The organism is Pseudomonas nicosulfuronedens (assembly GCF_005877905.1).
Lineage (GTDB): Bacteria > Pseudomonadota > Gammaproteobacteria > Pseudomonadales > Pseudomonadaceae > Pseudomonas > Pseudomonas nicosulfuronedens.
The window spans coordinates 24,160-44,436 of sequence record NZ_SWDV01000027.1; the positions used below are offsets into that span (position 1 = coordinate 24,160).

Here is a 20,277-nt window from a genome sequence, read left to right on the forward strand (position 1 = left end):
GAATCGCCCCTGCTGGGAGCTCCGCTGTGGGAACGAAAAAGGGGCCCGAAGGCCCCTTTTCCACTTAGCGCTCGATCACTTCGCGTCAGGCTTGCCGTCCACCACCCCAGCGGTGTTGTCCAGCAGGCTCTTGGTCGCGGTCTGGATGAAGGACTCCAGGCGTACGCGCAGGCTTTCCTGGTCGGTGGCGCCATCCACACGCTTCACGCCAAAGTCGCTGCCCAGCTTGTAGTCGTAGACGCGGATATCGCCTTCCTTCGGACGGATCAGGATGCGGTTGCCGGAGATCACGGCGACCACCTGCTCGCTACCCGAGGGCTTGATGACGCCGATACCCTTGTCGCCAGCCGGCAGGTTCAGCAGGTCGCGGCCCCAGCACTGGTGACGCACTTCGCCGCCCAGGCGGCCCATGATGGTCGGCACGATGTCGATCTGGGTGCCAACGGTATCGCGGGTCGCGCCGAACTTCTCCTGGATGCCCGGGGCTACCAGCAGCAGCGGTACGTTGAAGCGGAACAGGTCCATCTCGGTCAGTTGCTCGGGGCTGCCGAAACCATGGTCGCCGACGACCACGAACAGGGTGTCCTTGTAGTACGGCGACTTCTTCGCCTTCTCGAAGAACTGCCCCAGCGCCCAGTCGGAATAACGCATGGCCGTCAGGTGCTCGTCGAGGCTGCCGTTACCGGTTACGCGCTCCACCGGCAGGTCCTTCGGCAGTGCGTAGGGCACGTGGTTGGAGAGGGTCTGCAGCAGGGCATAGAACGGCTTGCCAGTGGCTTCGAGCTTGTCCAGCTCCTCGTTGCCGCGGGCGAACATGTCCTGGTCGGACACGCCCCAGGTCGGGTCGGAGAACACCGGGTTGACGAAGTCGTTACGGCCGATGAACGAGGTCATGCCCTGGTTGGCGAAGAAGCCGGACTGGTTGTCCCAGGCGAAGTCGCCGTTGTAGACGTAGACGTCCTCGAACTTGCGCGCCGACAGCAGCTGCGGCAGGCCGGAGAACTTGTGGCCGCCCTCGGGCGTCTGCATCAGGTACTCGAAGCCCGGCAGGTTGGGGAAGCACGCCATGGTGGCGAACATGCCCTGGTGCGTGTGGGTGCCGTTGGAGAAGTACTGGGTGAACAGCAGCCCTTCCTTGCTCAGCTTGTCGAAGTACGGCGTGATGTCGCCCTTGCCGCCCAGCGCACCGACGTAATGGCCGGCGAAGCTTTCCATGAGGATCACCACGACGTTCTTGATCGGCAGCGTGCCATCGGCCGGCGGGGTGTAGTCACGGCGCACGGCGGCGTCATCGGCGTCGACCAGCTTGTCGTCCGGCATCACCAGCATCTGGCGCACCACGTCGCGTGCCTGATCCACCGGCAGGGTGGCTTTCCAGATGTTGTCGCGGTCTTCGGACAGGAAGCGGCTCTCGGCGGCCTTGATCAGGCTCAGGGTGCCGTTCAGGCCCAGTTGGTTGGCGAACATCGAATCCGTGGTGAAGGCATCGCCCCAGCGCAGCGGCGGGCCCTGGCGCAGGGTGCCGCGAGCGGCAACCACGCAGACCACGATCACTACCAGCATCACGGCCACACGGATGTACCAGGCGGCGGCGCGCGGACCGGAAGCATCCGGACGGGTTGCGCGGTCGATGCCACGGAACACCAGGTACAGCAGCCAGGTGGCAAAGGCCCAGGCCAACAGGTAGCGAACCACCGGGTAGCCATACCAGATCATGCTCATGACCGTCTTCGGGTCTTCGGACATGTACTGGAACACCAGGCTGTTCAGGCGCTGGTGGAACTCGCGGTAGAAGTCCATCTCCAGCACGCCGAGGAACAGCGTGATACTCGCGGCGATGGTCAGCCAGGCCTTCCACAGCCAGCGCCAGCCCATGGCGCGCACGCTGGCGATGGCAAACACCAGCGGGGCGACGATGTAGACCACCGCGCGGATGTCGAAGCGCATGCCGGTGATGAAGGCCTCGACGAAGGTGGACGCCGGGGTGCTGCCGATCAGCTCGCGGTTGTAGATCAGCAGCGCCACGCGCAGCAGGGAAAACATCACCATCAGCGCAACGACGCTGAGCGCGGTGAACGCCAGGTGGCTGGACACGGTCGGCCGCGTGAGGCTCGCACCGGTCTGGCGGTTGGTCAGGACTTCTGATTGGCCCATTTCTTGGTTCCGTTGTGAACGTTCAGGGTTCGAAGGAGCATCGCCATGGCCGGGCGGAAGGTCTGCCCGCGCGAGCGCGAAAGGCTGCGGCATTACACCGCAAAAGCAGCGGCGCCGCATTCTATTGTGCGCGCCTTAAGCAGGCATTAAGCCTGGCCGGGGATTCGTTTCCGAATGATGCAAGCGTGAACCGGCGCAGGTGGGACCGCCTGACGGCGGGGATAGTGCCGGACGGCCTGTGAAGAAAATGTCCCGACAGGCGGGAAATCCAGGGGCACTGTGCGCCTGCCCGCCGTGCGATCGGCACGGCGGGCAGCGGTGCATCAGTCGTTGGCCGGCTTGCCGATAGCCTGCAGCACGTACTGCGGCAGGGCGAAAGCGCCCTGGTGGATGGCCGGGTTGTAATAGCGGGTCTGAATTCCGCTGGCGGCGAAGCGCTGGGCCAGGGTCGCGGCATCGACCTTGCGCAGCGCCGGGTTAGTCGAGCCCCAGGCGAAGGTCATCGAGCCGCCGATGTAGGTCGGCACGGCCGCCTGGTAGAAGTGCCAGTCGGCAAACAGGCCGTTCATGCGACCCGCCGTGTTGCGCACAGTATCCAGCTGCATGAACGGCGTGCCGTTCTGGGTCACCAGCACGCCGCCCTCGTTCAGGCAGCGGTGGCAGGCCTGGTAGAAGTTTTCCGAGAACAACACTTCGCCCGGGCCGATCGGATCGGTGGAATCGGAGATGATCACGTCGAACTTCTCCGTGGTGGTGGCGACGAAGCGCATGCCGTCGTCGATCACCAGGTTCAGGCGCGCATCGTCGAAGGCACCCTGGGAATGGTTGGGCAGGAATTCCTTGCACATGTCGACCACGGTGCCGTCGATCTCGACCATGGTGATGTGCTCGACGCTGGCGTGCTTGGCCACCTCGCGCAGCATGCCGCCGTCGCCACCGCCGATGATCAGCACGCGCTTGGCCGCGCCATGGGCGAGGACCGGCACGTGGGTGAGCATCTCGTGGTAGATGAACTCGTCGGCCTCGGTGGTCTGGATCACGCCGTCCAGCGCCATCACGCGACCCATGCGGGCATTCTCGAAGATCACCAGGTGCTGGTGCTCGGTGCGCACCTCGTGGAGCATCCTGTCGACGCTGAAACGCTGGCCATAGCCGTCGTAGAGGGTTTCCTGGTAATCGTGCATGCAGTGGGCTCCCGTCGGGACAAGACACTAGGAGGGGACGGCCGGGCCGCCCCGAAAGAGGCGCGCATTCTACGTGCCGGAAGATGACAGGTCGAACCCTGCCGTCGGTACCCTCTATATAACGAGCCTGGCCGCTCCAGTTTGAAAGTCAGCCGCGGGAGGACAGCCCGGCACGCAACAGGTAAGGTCGCTGCATGAAAAGCACAGCCCCCGCCCCCCGCATCATCCGCCTGCCCTACCACGCCCCCTGGGACTGGCAGCAGTTCCACGACCACTTCGCCCTGCGCAGCCTGAGCGGTGTCGAATGCCTGTCGCCCCGGCGCTACGCCCGCAGCGTAAGGCTGGGCGCGGATAGCGGCTGGTTCAGCGTGGCGCCTCTGGAGGACTCCGCAGAGCTGGCGCTGGAGCTGCACGTACCGTCCCGTCACAGCGACACACTGACGACGCAGGTGCGCAAGATGTTCGACCTGGACAGCAATCCCACCCACATCGCCGCGCACCTGGGCGGTGACGCCGTCCTCGGCCCGCTCTTGCTACAGGCCCCCGGCCTGCGCCTGCCCACGGCGTTCGACCCGTTCGAACAGGCTGTGCGTGCCATCGTCGGCCAGCAGGTCACGGTGAAAGCTGCGGTGACCATCGTCGGGCGGCTGGTGCAGCGCCTGGGTGAAGCGCTGCCCGGCGACATCGCGGGCCAGCCGACCCGTCTGTTTCCCACCCCCGAGGCCCTGGCCGAAGCCGACCTCGCCGGCATCGGCATGCCCGGCAAGCGCGTGGAGACCCTGCAGCGCTTCTCCGCCGCCTGCGCCAGCGGCGCATTGGAGCTGCACGTCGACGACGGCGCCGAGGACCTGGTGAAGCGCCTCTGCGCCCTCCCCGGCATCGGCCCCTGGACCGCCGAATACATTGCCCTGCGCGCCTTCGGTGATCCAGACGCCTTCCCCGCCGCCGACCTGGGCCTGCTCAAGTCGCCGGTCTGGGGCGCCGAGGGCATTACCGCCCGCGAGCTGCAACGCCGCGCCGAAGCCTGGCGGCCCTGGCGCGCCTACGCCGCCGTCTACCTGTGGCACGCCTATTCCCAGGCTGGCCGTACCGGAGGATGACCATGCACTACCGCTACCACGACAGCCCCACCGGCCGCCTGCTGCTGGCCGGCGACGAAGGCGGCCTGCGGATGCTCTACATGGATCTGGAAGTCCGCCACTACCCACAACCAGATTGGCAGGAAGGCAGTCCGCTGCTGGACGACGTGGCGCGCCAGCTGGACGAATACTTCGCCGGCAAGCGCCAGCGCTTCGACGTGAAGCTGAATACCGGCGGCACCGAGTTCCAGCGCCAGGTCTGGCAGGCGCTGCTGGAAATTCCCTACGGCTACACCACCGTCTACGCGGAACTCGCGCGGCGCATCGGCCGGCCCAAGGCGATCCGTGCGGTGGGCGCGGCCAACGGCGCCAACCCGATCAGCATCATCGTCCCCTGCCACCGGGTGATCGGCAGCAACGGCAGCCTCACCGGCTATGCCGGTGGCCTGCCGCGCAAGGAGTTGCTGCTGCGCCTGGAAGGCGCGCTGGAATCGGCCTGACAGCCGAGCTAGAAATCGAAAGCGGTCTGCGCGGCCTGCGGGTCCTCGTAACCTTCCAGCGCCAGCATGCGCATCTTCGAGGTGCTGCCACCGGGCGCGGAGAAACCGCCGGTCTTGCCGCCGCTGGCGAGTACTCGGTGGCAAGGAATGATCAACGGGATCGGGTTGGAGCCCATCGCCTGCCCCACCGCGCGGGACAAGCCGACATCGCCCAGGCGCCGGGCGATCTCGCCGTAGGTCGTGGTTTCGCCGCGGCCCAATTGAAGGATGTCGTCGTAGACGCGACGGTGGAAATCGCTCTGCCCCGACAAGTCCAGCGGCAGCGTCTCGAACGACACCGCCTCGCCCCGCGCATAGCCGAGGATCAACCGGCAGGCTTCGTCGATGAATGCCGGCCACTGGGCGGTTTCACTACCCAGCTTGGCGAAGCGCTCGCGCACGCTGTGTACGGAGTCACCCGGCAGATAGGCACGCGTAATCCCCTGCGGGCTCCAAGCGAGCCCGAACCAGCCGAGGTCTGTTTCGATCAGGCAGTAATGCATCAGCGAAGTGTCTGCCCCTGGCATCGATACCGCAAGCTCAGACCCGCACGTTGCCGCGCGGCCCGGCGATGGCCCAGATGATCAACCCGAGCACCGGCAGGATGACGATCACCAGGATCCAGATGATCTTCATCGGCAGTTCGGCACCGCTTTTGACGACGTTGATGATTGCCCAGATGTCCAGGGCAAAGATGATCAGGCTGATCAGACCACTGAGGGTGGAACCCATGATGAAGTTCTCTTCGCGGCAAGTTAGGTTCTCTCAGAATAGCCAGCGTTGAAGCTTCGGACCTCGCCATGGACGAAAGTCGCCTGCCTCACTCCCTGAATGCCCGCCTGCGCTGCCTCGCATGGCTGGCGCTGCTGGCGGCCGGCCTCGGCGAACTGGGTCGCTGGCACTGGCTCGCGGAACTGTGCAGCCACTTCATTCCCCACTATGCAGCCATCCTGCTGCTGGCCGCCGTGTTCCACCGGCGCGACTGGCAAGACGCCCTGTTCCTGCTCGTCGGGATGGGGCTGGCAGCCTGGAGCCTGGCACCCGCTCCAGACGTTTCCAGCCCGAGCGCCGCCGGCCCGCTGCGCCTGTTGGGCTACAACCTGAGAGTGGACAATACCGCTGCCGATGCAGACGCCCGCTGGCTGGCGACGGTCGATGCAAAAGTGATCTTCGTGACCGAAGCCAGCCACGAATGGGAGACACGATTGCAAGGATTGCCGCCGGGTTGCGCCCGCTATGACGACTCACCCTTCGGCCTGGCGCTATTCAGCCGGGTACCGCTGAAGTCTTGCCGGGTCCTCGGTCTGGGCGGCGCCGCACAGGGCTACCCATACATCCGTGCCGAGCTGGCCGACGGCCGGCTGATCTACGGTGTGCATCCACCGCCGCCGCTGGGAGCGAACCTGGCGTTGGCCAGGGACGAATCGCTACGCCAGCTCGCCGCACGGATCAGGGCGGAGAAAGCACCGGTGCTGGTGCTTGGCGACTTCAACAGCAGCCCGTTCTCACCACGCCTGCGCCACTTCATCGAGGCCGCCGGACTGCGCCGCAGCAGCCCCAATGGCCGACCGACCTGGTTGCCTGGCTTGCTGTCGTTGGACCACGCGCTGGTCAGCGCCAGAGCACCAGTGTCCGGTGTGGGAGCCTACGCCTGGCGCGGCTCGGATCACCGTCCCATCTGGATCGACTGGTAGCGTGTCAGAACCGGGCCGGGTCGATCACCGCAAAGCTGGCCACGGTGTCATGGCCTTCCAGCACACCTCCCTCGCGGGCCAGGCCGATGGTCTGCAGGCCTGCCTGCTGCGCGGCGTCCAGCTCCTGAACCACGTCAGAAAGGAAGAGGATTTCCTCGCCCGGCAGACCGATGGCGGCGGCGATGCGCTGGTAAGACCCGGCCTCCCGCTTGGGCCCGCTGGTGGTGTCGAAGTAACCCGAGAACAGGGGCGACAGATCGCCGGCCTCGGAGCAGCCGAAGATCAGTTTCTGTGCCTGGATCGAGCCGGAGGAATAGACGTACAGCTGGTAGCCCTCGGCGTGCCACTGGCGCAGCGCGTCGACGGCATCCGGGTAGACATGGCCCTTGAGCTGGCCGGCACGGTAGCCCTGCTCCCAGACCATGCCCTGCAACGCTTTGAGCGGCGTGGCCTTGCGGTCCTCGGCGATCCAGCCGAGGAGAATTTCGATGCAGCGTTCGCTGTCAGCATTCGCCTCGCCGCTGTCGGCGCGCACGGCCGCCAGTTGCTCGGCCACGACCAGCTCGGCGGCGTGCTGGCGCACGTAGTCCGGCAGGTGCGCGGCGGCATAGGGGAAGAGCACGTCGAAAACGAAGCTGACCGCGCTGGTGGTGCCTTCGATGTCGGTGAGGATGGCTTTGATGGGCATGGAAACTCCGGCGCAGCGATGGCATTCGTAGGAACGGACTGAAGTCCGCGATAGCCCGGCAGCGGCAGGGCAAAGGCATCGCGGAGAAGCTCCGCTCCTACGAAGAGCACCACGTCTTGCCGTAGGAGCGGACCTTGTCCGCGAATCCCCGGCGATGCCGGGGCATAAGCGGTCAGTCTTCCAGCAGCGGAAACCGCCTGGCGATCTCGTCGCCGGTGAACTTCGCAACCCAGCCCTCAGCGTTGTTGAACAGGCGGATGGCGACGAAGTGCGGGCGCTCGCCCATGTCGAACCAGTGGCGGGTGCCGGCGGGCACCGAGATCAGGTCGTTCTTCTCGCATTGCACGGCGTAGACGTGGTCCTCGATGTGCAGGGTGAACAGGCCCCGGCCGGCGACGAAGAAACGTACTTCGTCCTCGCCATGGCGGTGCTCGTCGAGGAACTTCGCGCGCAGCTCGTCCTTTTGCGGATGGTCGGCGGTGAGGCTGACCACGTCGACGGTGACGTAGCCCTCTTCTTCCTGCAAACGGCGAATCTCGTGCTGGTAGGCGGCGATCACTTCTTCCTGGCTGGCGCCGGGGACGATGGGGGCGTTGGCCGCCCAGCGCTGGAAACGCACGCCCAGCTCGCCGAGGGTGGAAGCGATGTCCTCGGCGTGGGTCAGCAGCTTCAGTGGCTGCTCGGGGTTGGATTCGTGGTAGACGGTCAGGCTGCTCATGGTCGTTGTCCTTCTGGGCTTTTTTCTCAAAAGCGGGCCGGATTCGCTCAGCGCGTGCCGCCGCGAAGGCTCAGTACTTTCAGTTCGCATTCGAAGAGGAACTCGAAGGCTTCGATCTGGCGCAGGGCATCGGCCATGCGTGGGCCCCAAGTGTACAGGCCGTGGCCGCGGATCAGGTAACCGGGGCAGTCCGGATGCGCCTCCAGCCAGGGCTGCACCTTGGCAGCCAGGCGGGCGATGTCCTGATCATTGTCGAAGATTGGCACGGTGACGCGGACTTCATGGGTGGTGACGCCGCTGAAGGCTTTCTGCAGTTCGTAGTCTTGCAGCTCCAGGCGGTCGCCGGCGGTCAGGCGCGACAGCACGGTGGCGTTGACCGAATGGGTGTGCAGCACCGCACCGATCTCCGGGCGCCAGGCGTAGAGCTGGGTGTGCAGCAGGGTTTCCGCCGAAGGCTTCTTGCCCGGCTCCAGGCTATTGCCGGCCAGGTCGGTTTCCAGCACATCGTCCTCGCCGAGCTGCCCCTTGTGCTTGCCCGAAACGGTGAGCAGCGCGCGGTCGGCCGCCAGGCGCGCCGAGTAGTTGCTGCTGGTGGCCGGCGACCAGCCACGGCCATAGAGGAAGCGACCGGCGTCGATGATCTGCCGGGTCAGCTGTTCACGGGTGTCGTTCATGCGGGTCCTCGTTCAGACGGGTCCAGATGATGAAGGCGGCGGCCAGCGCAGCGATGCTGGCGATGGAGAAAGTCCAGACCGGGCCCAGGCTACCCCAGCTGTAGCCGGAGTAAAGCGCGCCCAGCGCACCGCCGGTCCCCGCCAGTGCGGCATAGAGCGCCTGGCCCTGGCCCTGCTGGCGCGCCTGGAAGCTGCGCTGGACGAAATGGATGGCGGCGGCGTGGAAGCTGCCGAAGGTCGCTGCGTGCAGCAACTGGGCGAACAGCAATACCGGCAGGTGCCCGGCCAGTGTGCCCAGCAAAAGCCAGCGCAAGGCCGCCAGCAGGAAGCTCGCCACCAGCACCTGGCGCAGCGAGAAGCGCTTGAGCAGGCGCGGCATGACCAGGAACAGCAGTACCTCGGCCACTACACCCAGCGCCCAGAGCTGGCCGATCAGCCCGCGGGGGTAGCCGAGCGCTTCCAGGTGCAGGGTCAGGAAGGTGTAGTACGGGCCATGGGACAGCTGCATCAGGCACACGCACAGATAGAAGGCGAGCACGCCGGGCTTGAGCAGTTGCTGGAGGAAGCCCCCGGCGTTGGCCTCGTCTTGCCGCGCCGGCGGCTGGGCGTTCGGCACCCACCAGCTGGCGCCGACGATGCCGAGCATGATCGCCAGCAGCGCCAGCGGGTAGGCGTCCAGGCTGGCGAACTCGAACAGCCAGCCCAGGCCGACCACGGTGCAGATGAAGCCGATGGAGCCCCACAGGCGGATACGGCTGTAGCTCTCGGTGCGCCCGCTCAGGTGCGCCAGGGTGATCACTTCGAACTGTGGCAGCACCGCGTGCCAGAAGAACGCGTGTCCGGCCATGATCAACGCCAGCCACGCGTAGCGGTGGCCGAGGAAGATGCCGGAGAAGCACAACGCCGTGCACACCGCGCCAAAGCGCACGATGGCCAGCCGTTGGCCGCTGCGGTCGCCCAGCCAGCCCCACAGGTTCGGCGCCACGCAGCGCATCAGCATGGGGATGGCGACCAGCTCGCCGATCCGCGCGCTGGAAAAGCCCAGGTGATGGAAATACAGCGCGAGGAACGGCGCCGTTCCGCCCAACAGGCAGAAGTAGAAGAAGTAGAAACTGGACAGCCGCCAGTAGGGAACCTGCGTCATCGGCGGCGCGACGAGCCCTTCGCGAGCCGTGAGGCTCGCGGAGGGCCCAGGTCGATCAGAGCTGGCCGAGGACCGGGGTGCCGACCTTCACGTCGGCATTCTGCGCACGGTGGCGCAGCAGATGGTCGAGCAGCACGATGGCCATCATCGCCTCGGCGATGGGGGTCGCGCGGATGCCCACGCAGGGGTCGTGGCGGCCCTTGGTGATCACGTCCACCGGGTCGCCGTTCACGTCGATGGAACGACCGGGGGTGGTGATGCTGGAGGTCGGCTTGAGCGCCAGGTGGGCAATGATCGGCTGGCCGGAGGAGATACCGCCGAGGATGCCGCCAGCGTTGTTCGAGAGGAACCCCTCGGGAGTCAGCTCATCGCGGTGCTCGGTGCCGCGCTGGGCAACGCTGGCGAAGCCGGCGCCGATTTCCACGCCCTTCACCGCGTTGATGCTCATCAGCGCGTGGGCCAGTTCGGCGTCCAGGCGGTCGAAGATCGGCTCGCCCAGGCCCGGCGGCACGCCTTCGGCGACCACGGTGATCTTCGCGCCCACCGAATCCTGGTCACGGCGCAGCTGGTCCATGTAGGCCTCCAGCTCCGGCACCTTGTCCGGGTCGGGGCTGAAGAAGGCGTTGTCTTCGACGCTGTCCCAGGTCTTGAAGGGGATTTCGATCGGGCCGAGCTGGCTCATATAGCCGCGCACGGTGATGCCCATGCCCGCCAGCACCTTCTTGGCGATGGCGCCGGCGGCCACGCGCATGGCGGTCTCGCGCGCCGAGGAACGGCCGCCGCCACGGTAGTCGCGGATGCCGTACTTGTGGTGGTAGGTGTAGTCGGCGTGGGCCGGGCGGAACAGGTCCTTGATCGCCGAGTAGTCCTTGGACTTCTGGTCGGTGTTGCGGATCAGCAGGCCGATGGGAGTACCGGTGGTCTTGCCCTCGAACACACCGGAGAGGATTTCCACCTCGTCGGCTTCCTGGCGCTGGGTGGTGTGGCGGCTGGTACCGGGCTTGCGGCGGTCCAGGTCGCGCTGCAGGTCTTCCAGGGAAATCTCCAGGCCGGGCGGGCAGCCGTCGACGATGGCGACCAGCGCCGGGCCGTGGCTTTCGCCAGCGGTGGTGACGGTGAACAGCTTGCCGTAGGTGTTGCCGGACATGCGAGGCTCCGCGAAAAGGCTGGGATTCGAAAAGGCCGAGCAGTATACCTGCGTCAATCCGCCCTGCGAACCTTCGCCGCCCGCGAGGATCAAAGCGCCATCAGCCCCATCGCGAAGTCCTCGATGCGCCGTCTTGCCCTGTTCTGCCTCTACCTGTTCGCCGGCCTCGCCTCCTCAGTGGCCCTGGCCGCCCCCACCAGCATCCTGCAACGCCCCTATGACCTGGACACAGGCCACGGTGTGCTGCGCGGTACCCTGCTGCTACCCCAGTCGCCTTCGCCCCAGAGCCCGCCGCCCGTGGCCCTGCTGATCGCCGGCTCCGGCCCCACCGACCGCGACGGCAACAATCCCGAGGGCGGGCAGAACGCCTACCTGCGCAAGCTGGCCGAAGCGCTGGCGGAGAACGGCATCGCCAGCGTGCGCTATGACAAGCGCGGTGTAGCCCGCAGCCTGCCGGCGGCGCCGCGCGAGGAAGAGCTCAGCGTCGAGGCCTACGTCAGCGATGTGGTGGCGTGGAGCGACAAGCTGGCCCACGACCCACGCTTCGGCCGGCAGATTCTCATCGGCCACAGCGAAGGCGCGCTGATCGCCAGCCTCGCTGCGCCGCAAACCCACGCCGAGGCACTGGTTTCCCTGGCCGGCAGCGCCCGCCCGATCGGCGACGTGCTGCGCGAACAGCTGCAGGGCCGGCTGGCCCCGCCACTGCTGGCGCAGGCCGACCAGCTGATCGACGGCCTGCAGGCCGGGCAACTGCAACCCAAGGTGCCAGAGCCACTGAAAGTGCTGTTCCGCCCCAGCGTGCAGCCCTACCTGATCTCGCTGTTCCGCCAGGACCCGGCCCGAGCATTCGCCATGCTCAAGCTGCCCACCCTGATCCTGCAGGGCACCAACGACATCCAGGTCGGCGTCGAGGACGCGCAGGCGCTCAAGCGCGCCAAGCCCGACAGCGACTTCCACCTGATTTCGGGGATGAACCACATCCTGCGCATCGTTCCGACCAGCGGTCCGCAGCAACTCGCCTCCTACAACAACCCCAATCTGCCGCTGGCCCGCGAGCTGGTGGAGCGCGTCAGCGCCTTTATCCAGAAGGCCCAGGGCCTGCCGGGCGGCACCTTGGCGGAATCTGGAGCGACCGTCTCAAGAAATGCGCCGGTGCGTCGATAAACCACGGGAGAGCCCTGGCCACGCCCGCCAGGCCCCGAGGTAGATCCCCATGACCGAAGCCGAACAGACCGCCGTCGCCGCCGACGAGGCCGCCGCCCGCCCGCACCCATGGGCCGAGCTTGCGCCGGAACACTATCGCCTGCTGCGCCTGGCGCCGTTGCCCACCGATCGCACCACGGGTGCGCGGCCGTTGCGTTTTGTCCAATTCGGCCGGGTGGAACGCCACAACGCCGAGCAGAGCCTGCTGCGCCTGACGGTTCAGGTGCCCGGCCTGGTGCTGCGCAAGGAAGTGAACCTGCTGGAGGTCTGGGCGGACCACCGCAACAAGGAAGTGCGCTTCGGCGCCGATTCAGGCTTCGCCACCGAACCGCTGAACCGCGGCCTCGGGCGCTTCCTGCTGGCCCAGGGGGTGGCCTGGGCGAAAAAGAAGTGGTCGCACTACCGCGTCGAGGGCGGCGCGCTGGCGATGAAGGACGCGCCCAATGAAGAGGCCCGGCAGCGCCGCGACCACTTCCTGCGCGCCCAGGGCTTCGATGTGATCTACGAGGATTCGCGGCTGCTGAAGGCACGCTACAGCGTCGGTAGGGTCAGCGAACTGTATGACGACTGGCACAAGGACAAGGTGCAGATTCTGCCGCTGCTGGAGGCCGGCTCCATGCTGGAACAGGCCGACCAGAACCTCGCCACCCAGTCCAACGAGATCCGCCGGCTGGAGCAGCGCATCGAAACCTTCCGCCGCGATGACACCAGCCTGCGCTTCACCATCGCCTGCCTGACGGTGTTCGCCGTATTCCAGGCCGGGCTGCTGATCTGGATCGCCACGCACTAGGCGCGGATTGCCGTCGATGGCCCGCGCCGAGTGAGCCCGGAGTTTTTTGTAGGAGCGAGCTTGCTCGCGAACCGGCCAAGCACCGGGGTAACCGGTAAATCCGTTCGCGAGCAAGCTCGCTCCTACAGGTTCACCCCACTTGCGGAGCGGATCAGGCCTTCACCCGTGCCTTGAACAGGTCCTGATGCTCACGGCACTGCTGCGCCGAGAGCAGGAATACGCCATGGCCGCCGTACTCGAAGTCGAGCCAGGTGAAGTCCACTTCCGGGTACAACGCCGTCACATGCACCTGGCTGTTGCCCACTTCCACCACCAGGGTGCCGCGTTCGGTCAGGTGGTCCGCGGCCTCTGCCAGCATCCGCCGCACCAGGTCCAGACCGTCATTGCCACAGGCCAGGCCCAGTTCCGGCTCATGGTGGTATTCGGCGGGCATGTCGGCGAAGTCTTCCGCGTCGACATAGGGCGGGTTCGACACGATCAGGTCGAAGCGCTGGCCCGGCAGGCCTTCGAAGCCATCGCCCTGCACGGTATAGACGCGCTCGCCCAGTTCGTGGCGCTCGATGTTGATGTTGGCCACTTCCAGGGCGTCGAACGACAAATCGCCCAGCACCACTTCGGACTCCGGGAAGGCGCTGGCGCAGGCGATGCCGATGCAGCCCGAGCCGGTGCACAGGTCCAGGATTCGCGCGGGATCGTGCGCCAGCCAGGGCTCGAAGCGGCGTTCGATCAATTCGGCAATCGGGGAACGCGGCACCAGTACGCGCTCGTCCACCACGAAGGGCATGCCGCAGAACCAGGCTTCGCCCAGCAGGTAGGCGGTGGGCACGCGCTCGTCGATGCGCCGACGCAGCAGGTGCATCAGGTATTCGCGCTCCTCGTCCTCGAGGCGGCAGTCCAGGTAGGCATCGGCCATTTCCCAGGGCAGGTGCAGCGCACCCAGCACCAGTTGGCGGGCTTCGTCCCAGGCATTGTCGGTACCGTGGCCAAAGAACAGTTCCTCGGCGTGGAAGCGGCTGACGGCCCAGCGGATATGGTCACGCAGGGTCAGCAAACGGGATTCGGTCACGGCAGCAGTCCTCGCAGCTCGCAAAAAAGGGGCGCATTCTAGCTCAGCAGGGAACCTCTGGGGCGCCTCCGGGCAGTTCCTGAGAAGAATGCCAATACCACTTTGGCGCGAGTTCGCAAAGATTCACAGCGGACGCGTTACGGCCCACAATGAGTGAACATGCATTTACAGGAGTCGTGACATGTCCCATCCGCTCAGCATGCTGCAGATCAGTGGGCGCGGATATCCGCCGGCCACCCTGCGCCAGAGCACTCTGTTGATCATCGATGCCCAGGAGGAGTACCGCAGCGGCGTACTGGCGCTGCCCGACCTGGACGCCGCGGTGGCGCAGATTCGCCTGCTGCTGGAGGCGGCCCGGAACATGGGCACCCCGATCGTCCACGTGCACCATCTGGGCGTGGTCGGCGGCCTGCTCGACCCGCAGGGCCCGCGCGGCCGCTTCCTCCCCGAGCTGGCTCCGTTGCCGGGCGAGGTGGTGGTGGACAAGCGCCTGCCCAACGCCTTCGCCGGCACCGACCTGCATGACCGCCTGCAGGCCAGCGGCCGCCTGGACCTGATCGTCTGCGGGTTCATGACCCACTCCAGCATCAGCACCACCGTCCGCGCCGCCAAGGATTACGGCTACCGCTGCACCCTGGTGGATGCGGCCTGCGCCACCCGCGACATCCCCACTCCCGAAGGTGGCGTGCTCGCGGCCCGCGACCTGCACCGAGCGGAAATCGCCGCCCTGGGCGACAACTTCGCCGCCGTGGTCGCACAGGCCCAGGCGCTGGTGTGAAGCCATTCGTCCCGACGGGCGGCAACGACAAGCGCCCGGGGTTAGGCTCAGCTTAGGCGCGAAAGCCCGCGAACCCGCTCACCCAGTGGGTTCGCCGCGCTTCCCGACCCTGGGGTTGGAACCCCACCCCTCCCCACCGGTCATAGCCTCGTTCAACAGATGAGGAAGTCGGGATGAAGATGACCGAGAAATTCGATCCACCCAGCCTGCGCCCGAAACGTCCGGGCCGCTGGCGCTGGCGCTTCGCCGCCGCGATCGCCGCAGTGATCGCCACCTTCGGCATCCTGTCCGCCATGGCTGGCGTTGCCGCCCTGCTCCGTCGCCAACCCGCCGTGGGCGTACTGCACATCGAACCGGGCGCCGGCGCCGTGCTACTGGTGATCGGCCTGCTCTGCCTCTGGCTGGGCGTCACCTTCTGGCGCGCCGCCCGCCGCCGCGCCCGCGGCCGCGAAGGCCTGAGCCTGTCGCCTCGACTGATGAAGCGCCGCGACTGATCTCCCACGGGCAATGTGACGAATTTCCGCAGGGCAGGCACGATCCGTTAGACTGCGCGGCTCTTCGAGGAGGTGCGCATGCAAGACGACGATTTTTCCCAGTTCGCCCGCGAGATGCGCGGCGTCAAGCGCATCACCGTGGACCAGGCCGACACCGGCAAACCCAAGGCCGACCGCAAACAGCTCAAGGAGCTGCGGCAGAACGCGACCGTGCGTACCGAGAACATCCGGGTGGACGGCCTGTCCGACCAGTTCGTCATCGACGTCGGCCCCGAAGACGAACTCTACTGGGCCCGCGACGGCGTCCAGGAAGGCCAGATCCGCAAGCTCAAGGCCGGCCAGATCGCCTTCGAAGGCAGCCTCGACCTGCACGGCATGAAAATCGAGACCGCCCGCGAAACCCTCTGGGACTTCATTGCCGAAGCCACCAAGTTCGAGATCCGCTGCGTCCGCGTCACCCACGGCAAGGCCGCGCGCATCGACGGCCGCAGCCCGATGGTGAAGAGCCACGTGAACACCTGGCTGCGCCAGCACCCGCAAGTGCTTGGCTTCACCTCCTGCCTGCCGCGCCACGGCGGCACCGGCGCCATCTACGTGATGCTGCGGCGCACCATGCTCGAAGGCCGCGACGAGTAAAACCCTGGCCGCGCGCCTGGCGACAAACCACCCGCCATAACGCGCCAACCGGCGCGCGGGCCTTGCCAGCCAAGGCGGAGCGCCCTACCCTGCGCCACGGTTTCTATTTTTGTCATTGCCACAGGTAGATCATGTCCCTGGAACAAAACTACTCCGCGATCCTCAGCCAACTCGGTGAGGACGTCACCCGCGAAGGTCTGGTCGACACGCCCAAGCGTGCCGCCAAGGCCATGCAGTACCTTTGCCGCGGCTACCAGCAGACGCTGGAGGAGATCGTCAACGGCGCCCTGTTCAGCTCCGACAACAGCGAAATGGTGCTGGTCAAGGACATCGAGCTCTACTCGCTGTGCGAACACCACCTGCTGCCGTTCATTGGCAAGGCGCACGTCGCCTATATCCCCAATGGCAAAGTCCTGGGCCTGTCCAAGGTCGCGCGCATCGTCGACATGTACGCCCGCCGCCTGCAGATCCAGGAGAACATGTCCCGGCAGATCGCCGAGGCCGTGCAGCAGGTCACCGGCGCGCTGGGCGTGGCCGTGGTGATCGAGGCCAAGCACATGTGCATGATGATGCGCGGCGTGGAGAAGCAGAACTCCTCGATGGTCACCTCGGTGATGCTCGGCGAGTTCCGCGAGAACGCCGCCACCCGCAGCGAGTTCCTCAGCCTGATCCGCTGATCGCGAACCGCCGCCATGAAAAAACCGGCCCCAGGGCCGGTTTTTTGTGCCTGCAGGAAAGGGATCAGCGAGTGTAGTAACCCACCGCGACCAGATAGTGGCCAGCCTTGCGCAGGAAGGCGTGCTTGTTCTCCACCTTGCTGGTCACCGGGTTGCGCCACTGGTACTCGAACTCGGCTTCGCCCTTGGCCTTCACCAGTTCCAGCATGGCGTGGCCGATGGGGTTACCGCCCGGGTCCTTGAGCGAGTCGAAATCGGTGCCGACCATCCGTGTGTTGAAGCCATGGGCGACGAACTTCGAGGTATCCAGGTCGACCACGAAGACGTAGAGGTCATCCTCGATGAAGGCCTTGTCCCGTGCGGTGATCTGCTTGAAGGTGCCTTCCGGGTCGACCTCCACGGCCTTCACCGCCTTGTCCAGCATGGCGGCGGCCTGTTGCGCCGAGGCACGCGGAATGTAGTAGCCCACCGCGAGGAAGCGCTCGCCGACGCGCTGGTAATAGACGTGCTTGCGCTCCACCTGCCCGTCCGCCCAGTTCTTCCAGCGGTAGTCGGCCTGCTGAACCTTGCCCGTCTCCGGCGACTTCAGCGTCTTGGCGAACTGCTGCTGCAGCGCGGGATCAAGCGTAGAGGAAACATCCCGGCCGATCAGCACCACCGACGGCCCGCCGCTGGCAAGCATGGTGCCGTGGCTGTCCACCACGAAGACGTAGAGGTCGCCATCGACGAACTCGCCCTGGCGACTGAACGCGGCGAAGGCCTTGTCGCCCTCCTGCTTGTATGCGGCCACCGCCTTGGACAGCAGTGCCTTGGCGCGCTGGTCGTCCGACTGCGAGGTGGCCGACTGAGCGGCGAACAATGGGAAGGACGACAGGAAAGAAAGCAGCAGCAGTGACTTCAACAGCGTCTTCATGCGCGAATACCCCCGTGGCATTGCTTGTAGTTGTGCACAGAGCATAGTTAGCCGTGGGGGAATCGCGTCGGCATTCACCGGCAAAGTGTTGCGAAATTCAGCCGAAGAATCGCTTCATCGAGCGCGACAGCCAGCCGCCGTGGCTCTGGTCGCGGGTCAACTCGTGCATGGTCGCCTTCACCGCTTCCACGTAGTTCGCGTCGTCGTTGCGGATATGGTTGAACAGCCAGCGACCGAGCAGCCCCTTGAGCTCTTCGGCAACGTCCTCGCCGGCATCAAAGCGCTGACGGTAGTCGGAAACGCGCTTGATGAAGAGTTCGTGGACCTTCTTGTGCGCGCGGGTGAACTGGTAGCCGGAGTCCTCCAGCAGGGTCTCCTCGAAGGCGAAGTGCGAGATGGTGTAGTCGACCAGTTCCTCGATCACGCCGCCGAGCATGGCTCGGTCGTGATGGGCCTGGGCCTCGTGCAGCTGGTTGATCATTTCGACGATGCGCTTGTGCTGTGCGTCGATTACTCCGATCCCGGTATCGAGATCCGCCTGCCAGACCAGATAGGCCATCTTTCCCCTCCCCATGCCGGGCGACGACACTGCCTGCCGCTCGCGCCCGGCCACATCGGTACTTCCCGCATGGCAGCACGTCCAGATTAGGGAGGGCGACAAAACGCCGCCATGATGCCGGTCAACCCCAAAGCACCGGAATCAGCGGTTTAGAGCGGTTCTTTCGGATTCATCTGATGGCAAATTACTGGCCTTCAGCTCCGATATACGATTTCGCCTGTAGGAGCGAGCTTGCTCGCGAACCTCCCAGCGCCGGAGGGGCCGGAAAATCTGTTCGCGAGCAAGCTCGCTCCTACCAAGAGCAACTGGCGCACAATGAAAAACGCCGCTTCCAGGGAAGCGGCGTTTTCACTGAGCGAGCGCGAAGGTCAGTCTTCCATCCCCACATGCCGAGGGTGATCCGCCACCCGCGCCAGCCAGGCGTTGATCGCCGGGAAGGTCGACAGGTCGAAGCCGCCCTGGTGAGCGACATGGGTGTAGGCGTACAGGGTGATATCGGCGATAGAGTACGAGTCGCCCACCAGATAAGGCGTCTGCTCCAGCTGCTTCTCCATCACCTTCAGCGCCTTGTACCCGCCCTTTTGGCAGCGCGCATATTCCTCGCGGCGCTCCTCGGGCAGGCCGAGATAGAACTCGATGAAGCGCGCCACCGCCACGTAGGGCTCATGGCTGTACTGCTCGAAGAACTGCCATTGCAGCACCTGGGTGCGCAGGCGCGGCTCGCTGGGCAGCAGATCGCTGCCATCGGCGAGGAAGTTGAGGATGGCGTTGGATTCCCACAGGCAGGTGCCGTCCTCGAGCTTCAGTACGGGCACCTTGCCGTTGGGGTTCATCGCCAGGAACTCGGCAGTCTGTGTCTCACCCTTGAGGATGTCGATCTCGTGCCACTGGTAAGGCAGGCCGAGCAGATGCAGGGCCAGCTTGACCTTGTAGCAATTGCCGGACAGTTGATCGCCGTAGACGGTGTACATGCTCATCTCCTCACTGGGCCTGGGCTTCACGGATCACCGCCGCCAGGCGACGGAGCCCCTCGCCGGCGCGTTCGGGCGCCACGTGGCTGAAGTTAAGCCGCAAATAGCCGGGATTGGCATCCGGCTCGGTGAAGAAAGGCTCACCGGGCATGAAGGCCACGTTCTGCGCCAGCGCCGCATCCAGCAACGTGCGGGTGTCCAGCGGCTGCTTGAGCCTGAGCCAGAAGAACAGCCCACCTTGCGGCACGTTCCACTCGGCCAGCTCGGCGAAATGCTCTTCCAGCTGCTTCTGCATGGCGTCGCGGCGGATGCGATAGAAATCGCGCAGTTCGGCCAGATGGCCACGGTAGGCCTCGGTGCCGAACCACTGCAACGCCTGCCACTGACCGACGCGGTTGGTGTGCAGGTCGGCGGACTGCTTCAGGCGCAGCAGGTGCGGGAACAGGTCGGGCGTGGCGATCAGGAAGCCCACCCGCAGGCCCGGCAGCAGCGTCTTGGAGACAGTGCCGGTATAGATCCAGCTGGATTGTTTCAGGCGGCTGACCAACGGAGTCGCGGCGCCCTGATCGAACACCAGCTCGCGGTAGGGTTCATCCTCGATCAGGGTCACGCCGAACTCGTCGAGCACTGCGGCCACTTCATCGCGACGCTGTTCGCTGTAGCGCACACCGGACGGATTCTGGAAAGTCGGGATCAGGTAGGCAAAGGCTGGTTTGCTGGTTTCGAGACGCTGGCGCAGCGCGACAACGTCCGGACCTTCGGCGCCCAGCGGCACGGTCAGGCAGTTCGCGCCGAACAGCTGGAAGGCCTGCAGCGCAGCGAGGTAAGTCGGCGCTTCGAGCAGCACCTCGGTGCCCGGGTCGATGAACAGCTTGCTCGCCAGGTCCAGCGTCTGCTGCGAGCCGCTGACGATCAGCACCTGGCTCGCCTTACAGGGCACGCCCAGCGCACGCGCCTCGGCAGCGATGGCCTCACGCAGCGCCGGCTCCCCTTCACTCATGCCGTACTGACCCATGCTCGCCGGCATGTCATCCCAGTTCACCTTTGGCAGCATCGGCTCGGCGGGCAGGCCGCCGGCGAAGGACATCACCTCCGGGCGCTGCGCCGCGGCGAGGATTTCACGGATCAGAGAGCTTTTCAGTCGGGCGATGCGTTCGGAGAAGGCCATG

General features: G+C 65.8%; 23 protein-coding genes. 9 read left to right on the forward strand and 14 right to left on the reverse strand.

Going from position 1 to position 20,277, the window contains the following annotated elements:
• Positions 1–75: 75 nt before the first annotated feature.
• Entirely contained in the window at positions 76–2,154 is a 2,079-nt protein-coding gene (locus tag FAS41_RS19870) for an LTA synthase family protein (RefSeq protein WP_138525163.1), read from the reverse strand.
• A gap of 323 nt (positions 2,155–2,477) precedes the next feature.
• On the reverse strand, positions 2,478–3,338 hold the full coding sequence (gene speE / locus FAS41_RS19875) for a polyamine aminopropyltransferase (RefSeq protein ID WP_138525164.1): 861 nt from the start codon (positions 3,336–3,338) through the stop codon (positions 2,478–2,480).
• A gap of 194 nt (positions 3,339–3,532) precedes the next feature.
• Between speE and FAS41_RS19880 the strand changes: the two genes are divergently transcribed.
• Entirely contained in the window at positions 3,533–4,438 is a 906-nt protein-coding gene (locus FAS41_RS19880; RefSeq protein ID WP_138525165.1) for a DNA-3-methyladenine glycosylase family protein, read from the forward strand.
• 2 nt (positions 4,439–4,440) lie between these two features.
• Positions 4,441–4,917, forward strand: coding sequence for a methylated-DNA--[protein]-cysteine S-methyltransferase (locus FAS41_RS19885; RefSeq protein WP_138525166.1), 477 nt, complete (start codon positions 4,441–4,443; stop codon positions 4,915–4,917).
• A gap of 8 nt (positions 4,918–4,925) precedes the next feature.
• Here FAS41_RS19885 and FAS41_RS19890 read toward each other — a convergent pair whose 3' ends face one another.
• Positions 4,926–5,459, reverse strand: a complete 534-nt coding sequence (locus FAS41_RS19890; protein ID WP_138525167.1) for a methylated-DNA--[protein]-cysteine S-methyltransferase — start codon at positions 5,457–5,459, stop codon at positions 4,926–4,928.
• Between the two features lie 37 nt (positions 5,460–5,496).
• On the reverse strand, positions 5,497–5,688 hold the full coding sequence (locus tag FAS41_RS19895) for a PLDc N-terminal domain-containing protein (RefSeq protein ID WP_138525168.1): 192 nt from the start codon (positions 5,686–5,688) through the stop codon (positions 5,497–5,499).
• Between the two features lie 68 nt (positions 5,689–5,756).
• Here FAS41_RS19895 and FAS41_RS19900 point away from each other — a divergent pair, with 68 nt between their 5' ends.
• Positions 5,757–6,650 carry an endonuclease/exonuclease/phosphatase family protein gene (locus FAS41_RS19900; RefSeq protein WP_138525169.1) on the forward strand — a complete coding sequence of 298 codons (894 nt, stop codon included), beginning with the start codon at positions 5,757–5,759 and terminating at the stop codon, positions 6,648–6,650.
• A gap of 4 nt (positions 6,651–6,654) precedes the next feature.
• Here the strand turns inward: FAS41_RS19900 and mtnC are convergent, their stop codons facing one another.
• The 5 genes from mtnC to aroC all read right to left on the reverse strand — a co-directional run bounded on the left by mtnC (position 6,655) and on the right by aroC (position 11,021).
• The gene (mtnC, locus tag FAS41_RS19905; protein ID WP_138525170.1) at positions 6,655–7,338 is read right to left on the reverse strand and encodes an acireductone synthase; all 684 of its coding nucleotides are present in this window, start codon (positions 7,336–7,338) and stop codon (positions 6,655–6,657) included.
• 172 nt (positions 7,339–7,510) lie between these two features.
• Positions 7,511–8,056, reverse strand: a complete 546-nt coding sequence (locus tag FAS41_RS19910; protein WP_138525171.1) for a 1,2-dihydroxy-3-keto-5-methylthiopentene dioxygenase — start codon at positions 8,054–8,056, stop codon at positions 7,511–7,513.
• Between the two features lie 47 nt (positions 8,057–8,103).
• Positions 8,104–8,730, reverse strand: coding sequence for a methylthioribulose 1-phosphate dehydratase (locus FAS41_RS19915; RefSeq protein WP_138525172.1), 627 nt, complete (start codon positions 8,728–8,730; stop codon positions 8,104–8,106).
• A complete protein-coding gene (locus FAS41_RS19920) occupies positions 8,714–9,874 on the reverse strand; it encodes an MFS transporter (protein ID WP_138525173.1) in 1,161 nt (386 codons plus the stop codon). Before FAS41_RS19920 ends, FAS41_RS19915 begins: the two co-directional genes overlap by 17 nt.
• A gap of 55 nt (positions 9,875–9,929) precedes the next feature.
• Entirely contained in the window at positions 9,930–11,021 is a 1,092-nt protein-coding gene (gene aroC / locus FAS41_RS19925) for a chorismate synthase (RefSeq protein ID WP_138525174.1), read from the reverse strand.
• Positions 11,022–11,144: 123 nt separating this feature from the next.
• Here aroC and FAS41_RS19930 point away from each other — a divergent pair, with 123 nt between their 5' ends.
• Positions 11,145–12,185, forward strand: coding sequence for an alpha/beta hydrolase (locus FAS41_RS19930; protein WP_138525175.1), 1,041 nt, complete (start codon positions 11,145–11,147; stop codon positions 12,183–12,185).
• 49 nt (positions 12,186–12,234) lie between these two features.
• The gene (locus FAS41_RS19935) at positions 12,235–13,014 is read left to right on the forward strand and encodes a hypothetical protein (protein WP_138525176.1); all 780 of its coding nucleotides are present in this window, start codon (positions 12,235–12,237) and stop codon (positions 13,012–13,014) included.
• Positions 13,015–13,165: 151 nt separating this feature from the next.
• On the opposite strand, the gene prmB is transcribed toward FAS41_RS19935, so the two are convergent.
• A complete protein-coding gene (prmB, locus tag FAS41_RS19940) occupies positions 13,166–14,080 on the reverse strand; it encodes a 50S ribosomal protein L3 N(5)-glutamine methyltransferase (protein ID WP_138525177.1) in 915 nt (304 codons plus the stop codon).
• 181 nt (positions 14,081–14,261) lie between these two features.
• Between prmB and FAS41_RS19945 the strand changes: the two genes are divergently transcribed.
• From FAS41_RS19945 to folE, 4 genes are all read left to right on the forward strand, one after another.
• A complete protein-coding gene (locus FAS41_RS19945; protein ID WP_138525178.1) occupies positions 14,262–14,858 on the forward strand; it encodes a cysteine hydrolase family protein in 597 nt (198 codons plus the stop codon).
• A 173-nt stretch (positions 14,859–15,031) separates the two neighbouring features.
• On the forward strand, positions 15,032–15,352 hold the full coding sequence (locus FAS41_RS19950) for a hypothetical protein (RefSeq protein WP_138525179.1): 321 nt from the start codon (positions 15,032–15,034) through the stop codon (positions 15,350–15,352).
• Between the two features lie 78 nt (positions 15,353–15,430).
• On the forward strand, positions 15,431–15,988 hold the full coding sequence (locus tag FAS41_RS19955; RefSeq protein WP_138525180.1) for a Smr/MutS family protein: 558 nt from the start codon (positions 15,431–15,433) through the stop codon (positions 15,986–15,988).
• Positions 15,989–16,119: 131 nt separating this feature from the next.
• A complete protein-coding gene (gene folE, locus FAS41_RS19960) occupies positions 16,120–16,665 on the forward strand; it encodes a GTP cyclohydrolase I FolE (RefSeq protein WP_024765420.1) in 546 nt (181 codons plus the stop codon).
• A 64-nt stretch (positions 16,666–16,729) separates the two neighbouring features.
• On the opposite strand, the gene FAS41_RS19965 is transcribed toward folE, so the two are convergent.
• The 4 genes from FAS41_RS19965 to FAS41_RS19980 all read right to left on the reverse strand — a co-directional run bounded on the left by FAS41_RS19965 (position 16,730) and on the right by FAS41_RS19980 (position 20,276).
• Positions 16,730–17,578, reverse strand: a complete 849-nt coding sequence (locus tag FAS41_RS19965; RefSeq protein ID WP_246084901.1) for a cache domain-containing protein — start codon at positions 17,576–17,578, stop codon at positions 16,730–16,732.
• Between the two features lie 97 nt (positions 17,579–17,675).
• A complete protein-coding gene (locus FAS41_RS19970) occupies positions 17,676–18,137 on the reverse strand; it encodes a bacteriohemerythrin (RefSeq protein ID WP_138525181.1) in 462 nt (153 codons plus the stop codon).
• Between the two features lie 368 nt (positions 18,138–18,505).
• Positions 18,506–19,108 (reverse strand): glutathione S-transferase family protein, encoded by a 603-nt coding sequence (locus FAS41_RS19975; protein ID WP_138525182.1) that lies wholly within the window; start codon positions 19,106–19,108, stop codon positions 18,506–18,508.
• A gap of 10 nt (positions 19,109–19,118) precedes the next feature.
• Positions 19,119–20,276, reverse strand: coding sequence for an aminotransferase-like domain-containing protein (locus FAS41_RS19980; RefSeq protein ID WP_138525183.1), 1,158 nt, complete (start codon positions 20,274–20,276; stop codon positions 19,119–19,121).
• Position 20,277: the final 1 nt, after the last annotated feature.